Source organism: Acinetobacter sp. YH12226 (assembly GCF_013417805.1).
In the GTDB taxonomy this organism is placed as follows: Bacteria; Pseudomonadota; Gammaproteobacteria; order Pseudomonadales; family Moraxellaceae; genus Acinetobacter.
In genome coordinates this window covers 13,372-25,453 of record NZ_VPDG01000007.1, presented here as the reverse complement: position 1 = coordinate 25,453, position 12,082 = coordinate 13,372, and the positions used below count along the sequence as shown (strand labels likewise).

9 protein-coding genes are annotated in these 12,082 nt (G+C 44.3%); 6 read left to right on the top strand and 3 right to left on the bottom strand.

Going from position 1 to position 12,082, the window contains the following annotated elements:
* Window positions 1–695 precede the first annotated feature (695 nt).
* Both FTV08_RS08885 and FTV08_RS08880 read left to right on the top strand, forming a co-directional pair.
* Window positions 696–2,402, top strand: coding sequence for a diguanylate cyclase (locus tag FTV08_RS08885; RefSeq protein ID WP_180087135.1), 1,707 nt, complete (start codon window positions 696–698; stop codon window positions 2,400–2,402).
* A gap of 119 nt (window positions 2,403–2,521) precedes the next feature.
* On the top strand, window positions 2,522–2,989 hold the full coding sequence (locus FTV08_RS08880; protein WP_180087134.1) for an HIT family protein: 468 nt from the start codon (window positions 2,522–2,524) through the stop codon (window positions 2,987–2,989).
* A 149-nt stretch (window positions 2,990–3,138) separates the two neighbouring features.
* Here FTV08_RS08880 and uvrA read toward each other — a convergent pair whose 3' ends face one another.
* The 3 genes from uvrA to tenA all read right to left on the bottom strand — a co-directional run bounded on the left by uvrA (window position 3,139) and on the right by tenA (window position 7,411).
* The gene (uvrA, locus tag FTV08_RS08875; protein ID WP_180087133.1) at window positions 3,139–5,970 is read right to left on the bottom strand and encodes an excinuclease ABC subunit UvrA; all 2,832 of its coding nucleotides are present in this window, start codon (window positions 5,968–5,970) and stop codon (window positions 3,139–3,141) included.
* Window positions 5,971–6,151: 181 nt separating this feature from the next.
* Window positions 6,152–6,520 carry a hypothetical protein gene (locus FTV08_RS08870; protein WP_180087132.1) on the bottom strand — a complete coding sequence of 123 codons (369 nt, stop codon included), beginning with the start codon at window positions 6,518–6,520 and terminating at the stop codon, window positions 6,152–6,154.
* Window positions 6,521–6,739: 219 nt separating this feature from the next.
* The gene (gene tenA, locus FTV08_RS08865; protein WP_004729210.1) at window positions 6,740–7,411 is read right to left on the bottom strand and encodes a thiaminase II; all 672 of its coding nucleotides are present in this window, start codon (window positions 7,409–7,411) and stop codon (window positions 6,740–6,742) included.
* 222 nt (window positions 7,412–7,633) lie between these two features.
* On the opposite strand from tenA, the gene FTV08_RS08860 reads away from it, so the two are divergent.
* The 4 genes from FTV08_RS08860 (at window position 7,634) to ahpC (ending at window position 11,758) form a co-directional block, all read left to right on the top strand.
* Window positions 7,634–8,722, top strand: a complete 1,089-nt coding sequence (locus FTV08_RS08860; RefSeq protein ID WP_004647275.1) for a DUF475 domain-containing protein — start codon at window positions 7,634–7,636, stop codon at window positions 8,720–8,722.
* 153 nt (window positions 8,723–8,875) lie between these two features.
* Entirely contained in the window at window positions 8,876–10,240 is a 1,365-nt protein-coding gene (locus tag FTV08_RS08855) for an MFS transporter (protein WP_180087131.1), read from the top strand.
* Between the two features lie 51 nt (window positions 10,241–10,291).
* Window positions 10,292–10,879 carry a single-stranded DNA-binding protein gene (ssb, locus tag FTV08_RS08850; RefSeq protein WP_005245776.1) on the top strand — a complete coding sequence of 196 codons (588 nt, stop codon included), beginning with the start codon at window positions 10,292–10,294 and terminating at the stop codon, window positions 10,877–10,879.
* 315 nt (window positions 10,880–11,194) lie between these two features.
* A complete protein-coding gene (gene ahpC / locus FTV08_RS08845) occupies window positions 11,195–11,758 on the top strand; it encodes an alkyl hydroperoxide reductase subunit C (protein WP_180087130.1) in 564 nt (187 codons plus the stop codon).
* The last annotated feature ends 324 nt before the right edge of the window (window positions 11,759–12,082 follow it).

Below are 12,082 nucleotides of genomic sequence, written 5' to 3'. Positions count from 1 at the left end.
ATAATCTTGACTGAAGCAATCGGCTTTACATTTTGAGGGGAATTTTACATAATATGAAAATCAAGTTAGAGTTCACATTTTCATAGTGATTTAGCCTGATTCTCCACAATTTTTTGTTTTATCGCCCAGCTTTCCCCAAGGTTGGGCTTTTTTTTTGTCTAGTATTTTTTATTTCGGATCATTCCGTTTCTGAAAAACCTTTAATTAAAAAAGATCATAAGAAGAAATATTATAATAATTTTAAGCACCAAAATAGTGCATATTAAAAAGTAAAAATGTAGGTCTAAAATTCAATAGCTAAAAAAAACCCCAATTTTCATAGAAAATCGGGGTTTTTTCGCCAAAATTTGCGGGTAAACTAAAATATCTGCTGAGGAATAATTTAACTCGCCCTAATGCGGTGCATTATGCACCTATTTGTTGCAGGTGTAAATGGTGCAGAAAGCAAGTTTTTATATTTTTTTAGCTGCTTAAATTCCCTTGTTTTTGTAAGAGTTTATAGGGAATTGTAGTCATGAAACCCTGCATTAACATTTTAAATAAACCAACTTAAGTATCTGAAAAATAATAGATGATAAAAATTCATTAAAAACATAAGTGAAGTAAGACTAAAGGCTTTAAGACCATCCTGTTTTATTTGTATAATAATCAATCTATTTAGCTTTGCTTGTCATATTGGGGCGTAATACAACAGCATGAATACCTTACGCTCTGAGTGGATCAGTAAACGTTTGTACTGGTCGATGTCGATTATTATTTTATGTTTACTTTGCATCTGTATTCCCTTAATTGTGAGTAGCAGTCAAAGTTATTTAAAATCCAGACAAACTTATCAACAATTGAATGCCTTACAGCAGGTCGCTGATCTGGCGAATAAAATTTCGCGTGAGCGTGCGCCTGCCAATAAAGCCATGTCCAGTTCGGTGCAGGAATTTGCCCAGCATCAGCAAGAGTTAATCAGCTATCGTCAACAGGTGGATCGGCAATTGTCCCAGACCGCGGATGTCTTGACGGAGGTCGGGTTTAACAACCTGAGTCAGCAACTTTCACAGCTTGAAAATAGTTTGAAAAAAGGACGTGCACAGGTTGATGCCTATACCCGGATGCCACGTCAGCAACGCAGTGCGCAAGAGCTTGATCAGGCAATTCTGGCCATGTTTGCTGCCTGGGAAAGTTGCCGTGAACTTTTGCGTGACGTGGCGGTGGCTTCAGATAGCTCGTCCACCCCTCTGAATAACTATATCAGCCAGATTCTATTTTTATCTGATTTACGTGATCAGGCGGGGCGGGTTGCCTCGTCTATCATGGCGCATGTGACTTTTGAAGCGCCGCTTCCCACTGAAAATATTACCCGTTCTTTACAGACCCAACATCAGGTGCGTTATTTGTGGGCCTTGATTGATACCATTCAGCCTGTTCAAGATAAAACAGAGGAGTTCATTCGTTTACATCGACGGGTAGAAACCGAGTTTATTCAGCAAGGCTTACCGATTGTGAGTGAACTGATCAGTGACAGTCTGGAGCAACGTGACTACCGTTTGAGCAGAACAGAGCTGACTGAAGCGATGGTAGATAAATTTGCGACTGTGGTAGACCTGCAAACTTACCTACTGCAATACAGCAGAGATGCCGCTATTCAGGAAATGAACAGCAATATGCAGCGTTTGATCTGGAGTGTACTGGTATCGCTGATTTCATTACTGACCGCGATTTCAACCATGATTTTTGCACGTAAACAGGTATTCCTGCCGCTGATTCAGGCACGCCGCATGTTGTTGAGTTTGTCTAAAAACTCGGGTCGTCAGAAAATTGATATGCGGCTGCGTGAAGTGAATCATTCTGATTCCTTATTCGCTGCCATTCAGAAATTGCAACAGATGTTGCAAGAACGTGATGCGCTGGAATTCCGTTTAAAGAATATTGCTCATTCCGATTCCTTGACCGGATTATCGAACCGTTTCGCGCTGGAAGAATATATCCGTTTTATGGAAAATCAGCCGGGTCAATTGAGTCAAACCTGTTTGATGATTATTGATATTGATCATTTTAAACAGGTGAATGATCAATATGGGCATATTATTGGCGATCAGGTGATTCGGCTGGTGGCCGAGCGTTTACAGGCTAATGTCCGTGCTACAGATTTGCTGGTGCGTTATGGGGGCGATGAATTTTTGGTACTGATTGAAAATATCCAGATGCAGCAGGCACTGATTGTGGCCGATAAAATCCGCGCTGAAGTGGCTGAGCGTCATATTGTGACTGCAGCAGGAGACGAGATTCAGATTTCGGTCAGTATCGGGGTTGCCATTGGTGCTGGCTCCTGGATAGCTTTATTGTCCAATGCAGATGATGCTTTGTTTGCAGCAAAGGCCAAAGGACGCAATGCGGTGGCAGAGGTTTAAATAGTATAAGCGTACGACTTAAAATTAAAAAAACATTTTAAAGTAAGGCTTTTATAGGACAGCATAAGCGCTATTTATTCAAATAAATAAAAAATTATAAAATTTCAGGAATATTTAAAATGAGTAAAAATTGCATTTTCTGTCAAATCGTTAAGGATGAAATACCCTGTCATTTGATTGATGAAAATGACAAGTTTATGGCTTTTCTGACCATCTTTCCCAATACTTTGGGCGTGACTGTCGTCATCCCAAAACAGCATTATTCGAGCTACGCATTCGAACTGGATGATCAGGTTTTGACAGATCTGATGCTATATACCAAACAAGTGGCCTTAAAGCTGGATTATTATTTTGAGGATGTGGGCAGAACAGGGATGATTTTTGAAGGTTTTGGTGTCGATCATGTGCATGCCAAATTATTTCCGATGCATCAGACCAAAGGCATACATGAGAATTGGCAATCCGTGAATTCTTCAATCGACAAATATTTCGATGCCTATGAGGGCTATATTTCATCGCATGATGCGCAAAGAGCAGATGATCAAGAACTGGCACAATTGGCTAAAGCGATTCGTTCAATAGCCTAGTGAGAGATAAAAAAACGGTGAATGAATCACCGTTTTAGCATGCTTATTGGATGGCTAAAATCTCCCCTAGCCCTAAGTCCTATATGGCATCAGATAAAGAAGAAGACTCCCTCCTTTTTCAAAGGAGGGTTGGGGAGGATTTAAAAAAATCACTTCAACAACGGCTTCAAAAATTTACCAGTATGTGAAGCTTTGACTTTCACGACCTGTTCAGGCGTACCTTCCGCAACAATCATACCACCACCCGAACCACCTTCAGGGCCTAAATCCACCACCCAGTCGGCAGTTTTAATTACGTCCAGATTATGCTCAATCACCACGATGGTATTACCCTTGTCACGGAGCTGATGCAGGATATCCAGCAGTTTGGCAATATCATGGAAATGTAGACCCGTGGTCGGTTCATCCAGAATATATAGGGTTTGACCAGTATCGCGTTTGGCCAGTTCACGTGCCAGTTTGACACGCTGTGCTTCACCACCAGAAAGAGTGGTCGCAGACTGACCCAGACGTATATAGCCCAAACCGACCTGATGTAATGTTTCCAGACGACGGTGAATCACCGGAATCGCATCGAAGAAATGCATGGCATCTTCAACGGTCATCTGCAAGACATCGGAAATATTCTTGCCCTTATAGTTTACTTCCAGCGTTTCACGATTATAGCGTTTGCCATGACAGGCATCACATGGCACATACATATCCGGTAGGAAGTGCATCGCTACCTTGATCATGCCGTCACCTTCACAGGCTTCACAGCGGCCACCTTTCACGTTAAATGAGAAACGACCGGCAGCATAACCGCGTGCCTTGGCTTCCTGAGTTTGGGAAAACAGCTCACGAATCGGGGTGAATAGACCGGTATAAGTCGCCGGATTGGAACGTGGGGTACGGCCGATCGGACTCTGGTCAATATCCACGACTTTGTCGAGGAACTGCAAACCATCAATCGATTCAAACTTTTCCGAAGTTAAAGTGGTGGCACCATTGAGCTGGGTCGCCGCCAAAGGTAACAAGGTACGGTTGATCAAGGTCGATTTACCCGAACCGGACACCCCGGTAACACAGGTCATAATACCTAAAGGAATGGTCAGATCGACTTTTTTCAGGTTATGCCCGGATGCCCCCATCAGCTTGATCTGTTCTTCAGGCTTAGGCGCTTGAATCCGTTTTTTCGGGACTTCGATTTTTAATTTTCCGGATAAATATTTTCCGGTCAGCGAGTTAGGATTGGCCAGAATTTCATCATAAGTCCCTTCGGCAATCACATGCCCGCCATGTACACCGGCACCCGGACCGATATCAATAATATGGTCAGCGGCACGAATCGCATCTTCATCATGCTCGACCACCAAGACAGTATTGCCTAGGTCACGCAGACGGATCAAGGTCTGTAACAGACGGTCGTTATCACGCTGATGCAGACCAATTGATGGCTCATCCAGCACATACATGACGCCCATCAAGCCAGCACCGATCTGTGAGGCCAGACGAATTCGCTGCGCTTCACCACCAGACAAAGTTTCGGCAGAACGCGACAGGCTGAGATAATTCAGGCCGACCGAAACCAGAAAGTGCAGACGTTCACGGATTTCCTTGAAAATCTTGTCGGCGATTTCACCCCGTGCACCTTCCAAATGAATACCCTGATAATAGCTTTCAGCATCGCCGATCGACATGCGGGTAATGTCAGCAATGGTCTTGTCCAGAATTTTCACATTACGCGAAATTTCATTCAGACGTGAACCATCACAGGCATCACAGGCAGCATTGGATAAATACTGCGCCAGATCATCACGCACATAATTACTTTCAGTTTCACGATAACGGCGTTCCAGATGCGGCAAAATTCCTTCAAAAGGAATGACCCGATTATGGCGACGACCACGCTCATCGATATAGCTCAGATCAATTTTTTCTTTGCCGGTGCCGTACAGAAATTTTTTCTTGGTGTCGGCATCCAGTTCATTCCACGGCGTTTCTAGAGAAAAACCAAAATGCTCGGCGACTTTCTGGATCATGCTGTAATAGTAAGGACGCTGACGGTCCCAACCAGGAATCGCGCCTTGGCTAACGCTGACCTCAGGATTAGGAATCAGTTTGTCGGCACTGAAATGGCTGCGGGTCCCTAGACCATCACAGACCGGACAGGCACCAAAAGGATTGTTGAATGAAAACAGGCGTGGTTCCAGTTCAGCCACTGCACGGTCACATTCCGGGCAGGAGTGTTTGGCTGAAAACACACGATCGTTATGCTCGCCCTTCATCCAGGATAAAATCGCGATATCACCGCCGAGACGTAACGCGGTTTCAAAACTTTCGGCAATACGGTTACCCAGATCGTCACGAACCTTAAAGCGGTCGACCACCACTTCAATGGTATGTTTTTTCTTTTTGTCCAGTTCAGGTGGCGGATCAATTTCCATGATCTCGCCATCCACACGGGCGCGGACAAAACCCTGACTTTGCAGCTGTTCAAACAGCGCTGTATATTCACCTTTACGTTCACGCACCACCGGTGCTAATAGTAAAAGAGCAGTGCCTTCTTCCAGTGTTTTGACTGCATCGACCATTTCAGTGACCGTTTGTGCCACCATCGGCAAGTCATGTTCAGGACAGAATGGTGTACCGACACGCGCATACAGTAGACGTAAATAGTCATAAATTTCAGTAATGGTGCCTACAGTAGAACGTGGGTTATGGCTAGTCGATTTCTGCTCGATCGCAATCGCTGGACTCAAGCCCTCAATCGAATCCACTTCCGGTTTTTCCATCTGGGAGAGGAACTGGCGGGCATAGGCAGACAGCGATTCCACATAACGGCGCTGACCTTCGGCATATAAGGTATCAAAGGCAAGCGAGGACTTTCCTGAACCAGACAGTCCCGTAATCACCACAAACTTGTCGCGTGGTATATCAAGGTTCACATTTTTCAGGTTATGGGTACGTGCGCCTCGAATACGGATGTGGCTTTGGCTCATGCAAGGATCCTAGAATATTCATCAAAAACCCTTATATGATACCGGATGAAAAATGTTCAAGTGCAAATAAAAGTATTTTAAACGTCAAGTTATGTCGGTGATTGGTCAATTCATCACAACATTAACAAACGCAGTAGTCGATTGCCTAAATATTCACAATGATCATGTACAAGGCCAATACCTAATAAGCCATTGCATAATGGCGTTCAAAGATAGACTCGATCTCTTCAAGGCAGCGTTCACGTGACACATCATGATGCAGACGTGCATAAAAATTGACTTCATTTTCCAGAATGTGCAGAAAGTCCTCATAGTCTTTTTGGAAAAAATCCAGGTCGAGCAAATCGTTACGTCGCGCCTGATGACAGCGATACTTTTCAATAAATTTCAGCAGATGTTTCTGGATATGCGTGTTGGTATGGTAAATCAGATAAGTCGCTGCCGAGCTACAATCTGGACAGCCTTGTTCCAAATAGATTTCTTCATTATTGAGCCAGCAACATTGCAGGGTAAAAAATGCCCGAATCGCTTCGGTGCCTAAAGTGTGCATATCATCTGCCTCTTTCCGGGATTGATTTTATTAATTGATAATTATTCTCAATTATTGTGCGGCAATTTTTGGCTTATAGCTAGGTCTAGCGTACCGGCCCGTTCTATCCTTGTTTTTTTCAGACTAAGCCGTTTTTATGATCGGTTTATGACAGCAGAAATTTTTTTAAACGGCTATAACCAAAAGACCCTGTCTTAAACAGGGCTTTTTTTATTCGTCTTATTCATCCAGACCAGGCCACTGGCGTTGCTCAAAGGCACTGTCCCAGAATAACCATTCCAGACGGGCAGCATGCGTATAAGCTGCATGCATTTTTTCTAGTGTATCGGCATCAACACGCGCCGCAACACGGTCAACGGTCGCAATCACATTCCGCACCGCAGTGTGGAATTCCTCTCCTGAATAGGTATCCACCCAGGCTTGATACGGATTATTCGGCGCAGAGTTGTCGACAATATCTTTACCAACTTCGGCATAAATCCAGAAACAAGGCAGCAACGAGGCTAGCACCACCGGGTAGCTTTCTGACCAGGCGGTCGAAGTCAGATAAGAAGTATAGTGATGACATGCCAGCGTCAACGGTGTCTGCTCAAATTGCTCTTTGCTAATGCCAAAATCTTGCATAAAGCCATCATGCAGGCTACGTTCCACCACAATCGCAATTTTGGCTGCCTCGGCAAACTGGATTACATCGTCCGCTTCAAAAGCTTTGGCGGCACACACGGCCAGTGCACGGCCATAGGCCAGTAAATAATGCGCATCCTGAATCACATAATGACTAAAGGCTTCACGGCTTAAAGTACCTTGCGCCAGTTGCTGATTAAAGGGCAGGGCCAGGGTCTTCTGATAAAGTCCGAGATTACGTTGCCATACCTCTTGTGAAAAACTCATGCTGAAAATCCTTTGCAGTTCAAGTTAAACCATGCGGCACTATAGCAAAGATCGGGCTGTTTAAAAGATCGGCAAATTTTAAAAACAGAAAATAAGATAAAACAGCTCAGGAAGTGCTTTGGTTTATGCGCTAAAAGTTTCATAATTAGCTTAACTTTTCCTATTCGTATTGCTGCTCTCTCGCAGCCATACATTTATTTAATTTATCCAAGGTCGTTGTGTATGTTGAAACATTTTGGTTTCTCGATTGCATTTTCGATCGTGTGTCTTGGTTTGTCTGCATATTGGGGTTATACCCATGGTCCTGACGCAGGCCTGCAAACCATGCTCACAGCGCTAACCATCACCGCTATTTTAGCGATTATGGAAGTGTCGTTGTCCTTTGATAACGCGGTTGTTAATGCCTCAGTCCTACGGGGTTGGGATCATTTCTGGAAAATGCTGTTCCTGACAGTCGGTATTCTGATTGCAGTTTTCGGGATGCGTTTGATCTTCCCAGTGGTCATTGTTGCAGTGACTGCAGACCTGGGCTTTATGGAAGTGGTACGTCTGGCCCTGAATGATCCGAAAGAATATTCAGCACGTTTAATGGCACATCATCCTGAGATTGCTGCTTTTGGTGGTGCTTTTCTGTTGATGGTATTCCTGAACTTCTTCCTGGATGAAGAAAAAGACACGCATTGGTTCAGACGGGTGGAACGCCGTCTGTCCAATCTGGCCAATGTACCGGCGATGTCGGTGTTTATCGCACTGGTAGCCTTGTTAATTATGGCAGCCAATGTCGATGAAGCTAAGCGTCTGGCAGTGACTATGGCGGGGATCTGGGGCATCGTGATTTATATCGGTGTGCAGGTTCTGAGCCATATGCTCGGTGGTGAACCGGAAGTCGATGAAGAAGGCAATGCCATTCGTCATGATGAAAATGGCGTACCGACGGGTGTAGTGAAAGCCGGTATTGGTGGTTTCCTCTATCTAGAAGTCCTGGATGCCTCTTTCAGTTTTGATGGCGTGATCGGTGCCTTTGCGATTACCTCAGACGTGGTCATCATCATGCTGGGTCTGGCAATTGGTGCGATCTTTGTCCGTTCAATGACGATTTATCTGGTTGAGCAGGGCACATTGGATGCTTATATCTACCTGGAACATGGTGCGCATTATGCCATCGGTGCACTGGCTTTCATTATGATTGCCAGCGGAACCGGTCTGCATGTGCCAGAAGTGGTAACCGGTCTGATCGGTGTAGCCTTTATTGTCTGGGCAGTATTTGCCTCGATTCAATACAAAAAGCGTCAGGCGGCTTTAGACAAATAAAGCGCTGTTCCTGAATAAAAAGCGTAGCTCCGGCTGCGCTTTTTTGTTTTTAGATTGGCATCATCTTTATTTCAAATAAAATTCATGTCTTATTAATGAGCTGAATGTCCTATAATCTGGGCTCCAGATTAATTAACCCAATCGCCATAATTTATGATGAATGCTTTAGAACGTCGTTCAACCTTTGCCCTGAGCAGTATTTTTGCACTGCGCATGCTGGGGTTGTTTATGATTATCCCGGTGTTTTCTGTGGCAGGGCAGGCATATCAATATGCAACACCTGCACTGATCGGTTTGGCGGTCGGGGTCTACGGTCTGACTCAGGCCTTATTGCAGATTCCATTCAGCCTGATTGCGGATCGTTATAGCCGTAAGCCACTGGTGGTTTTGGGACTGCTATTATTTGCGCTGGGTGGTGCGATTGCAGCTATGTCGGACACTATCTATGGCGTGATTATCGGCCGAGCAATTGCCGGTGGTGGTGCAGTATCTGCTGTGGTGATGGCACTACTGGCAGACGTTACCCGTGAAGAAAACCGGATGAAAGCCATGGCGATGATGGGCATGAGTATCGGCCTGTCTTTTGTGGTGGCCTTTAGTCTGGGGCCTTGGCTGACGGGTCTGGTGGGCATCTCGGGATTATTCTGGGTCACCACGGTGATGGGCCTGGCGGCGATTGCCATGCTGTTGATGGTGCCGAAAGTCACGCGGCATCATAAAAACTTTCAGCAGGGCTATCTGGCACAGTTGAAACAGGTGATTAAAATCGGGGATCTGAATCGTCTGCATGTGTCGGTCTTTACCCTGCATTTATTGCTCACCGCCATGTTTATCTATGTACCTTCGCAGCTGATCGAATTTGCGGATCTGCCACTTTCCAGTCATGGCTGGGTATATTTGCCGCTGTTGGTGCTGAGCCTGTTTTTTGCCTTTCCAAGTATTATCCTGGCAGAAAAATACCACAAAATGCGCGCGATTTTTCTGGTGGCCATTACCGGTATTATTTTGGGTTTGATGGTGATGGCATTTGGGTTTGAATCCAAATATGTCTTGCTGATTGGTCTGGGTCTGTTCTTCATTGCCTTTAATGTCATGGAAGCTCTGTTGCCGTCCTGGTTGTCGAAAGCGGCACCGATTCAGTCCAAAGCCACCGCGATGGGCGTGAATGCCAGCAGCCAGTTTTTAGGGGCTTTCTTTGGCGGTATGATTGGCGGACAATTATTACTGCTGAACAATACCTCGATGGGCTGGAGTATCCTGACAGGGATCGCGATGGTTTGGCTACTGATGAGTTTTGGGCTGGCTCAGCCACGCTATCTGTCATCGCTGGTGTTGCGTTTGCCGGAAAGCAGACAAACTGACGAATGGACTTCTCAGCTTTTGGCGATTCGTGGTATTGAAGAGGTCGTGGTGATGTCTGAACAGCAAGTTGCCTATGTAAAAGTCGATAAACAGCAGATTGATGATGCTTCGCGACAACAATTAACGCACTTGTTGGGTAAAGAGGTAGCCATTTAAGCATAACTCTTATAAAGTAAAATACAGAAATATATAGGAAGTAAACGGCAAATGCGTGGTGTAAATAAAGTTATTTTAGTGGGTACTTTGGGTAAAGATCCGGAAACCAAAACTTTTGCAAATGGTGGCTCTCTCACTCAATTCTCGATCGCAACCAGCGATTCGTGGACAGATAAAAGTACCGGTGAACGTAAAGAACAAACGGAATGGCACCGTATCGTGTTGCATAACCGTTTAGGTGAAATTGCACAGCAATATCTTCGTAAAGGCTCAAAAGTATATATTGAAGGTTCATTACGTACCCGTCAGTGGACTGACCAGAATGGTCAGGAGCGCTATACGACGGAAATTCGTGGTGAACAAATGCAGATGTTAGACTCTAGCCGTCCTCAAAATGATCAGGGCGAGAGCAGCTTTAACCAGCCACGCTTTAATAACAATAATCAGGCGAACAACAACCAGGGGGGTTATGGCAATAACCCGCAATCAGGTTATGGTTCAGCGCCACAGCAAGGCGGTTTTAGCAACAACCAGGGCGGCGGTTATGGCAACAATAATCCGAGTGGTTTTGCGCCAAAATCTGCACCTGCTCCAACAGCAGCACCTGCAGCAGATCTAGATGATGACTTACCATTTTGAGATGTAGGTCAAAAAGGTAAATCATCATTAAAACCCACCTGAATACGGTGGGTTTTTTATGTCTTGAAGATTGGTATTAAGTTTGTATAAGCCCATGATTTATTAAAATATTAAGAAGTGTTAAAGCATGGCGTTATTTTGATCAGAACAGCTCTACATCGAGAAAATAAATAAGATGAACAATACTGATAGAAATTGATGATCTAAAAAAGCGATCATTTTTATAAAAACTTGCGGTTTTACCTATTTTGAAATTTTTCGTATTCTAGCTTCACAAGATAAGCAATCCCAGAAATAAGCCAGAGGAAATATCTCATGAGTTTAATCAATACTGAAATCAAATCATTCAATGCAACTGCTTACCACAATGGTCAGTTCATCAAAGTTTCTGAGCAAGACCTGAAAGGTAAATGGTCAGTGGTGTTTTTCTATCCTGCAGATTTTACCTTTGTTTGTCCAACTGAATTAGGCGATCTTGCTGATCAGTATGCTGAATTCCAGAAAATGGGTGTAGAAATTTATGGCGTGTCTACCGATACTCATTTCACCCATAAAGCTTGGCATGATACCTCTGACGTGATTGGTAAAATCCAGTATCCATTGATTGGTGATCCAACCTGGACTTTGTCTAAAAACTTCGAAGTATTGATTGAAGCCGAAGGTCTGGCAGATCGGGGTACTTTCGTGATTGATCCAGAAGGTAAAATCCAGATCATTGAAATCAACGCGGGTGGTATCGGCCGTGATGCACAAGAGCTTCTGCGTAAAGTGAAAGCTGCACAATATGTACATGCGCACCCAGGTGAAGTTTGTCCGGCAAAATGGAAAGAAGGTGAAGCAACACTTGCTCCATCAATCGACCTGGTGGGTAAAATCTAATTCAAACCTAGTTCTTTGAAGCAAAAAATCCAGCACAAGTTGCTGGATTTTTTATTTTTTTAGTTTAGAGATTTATGAGTTCTAGACAAAAACATCATGCCATTTGATTCCGATTTGAGAACAAAATGAGAATTGAGGAATTGCACTCTATGCTTTTTAAGCGGCTTATGCGAGGCAATCAAGTAAGCGCAATACCCTGCTGCATGATTGACTAGGCCTGAAAACAAAGAAGCCTCTGCTTTCGCAGAGGCTTTTATTTTATAAGGCGCTGTAGTTTCTTGTCGTTTTAAACAATTTTCGCATAAACGCATCTGAATGGAACCG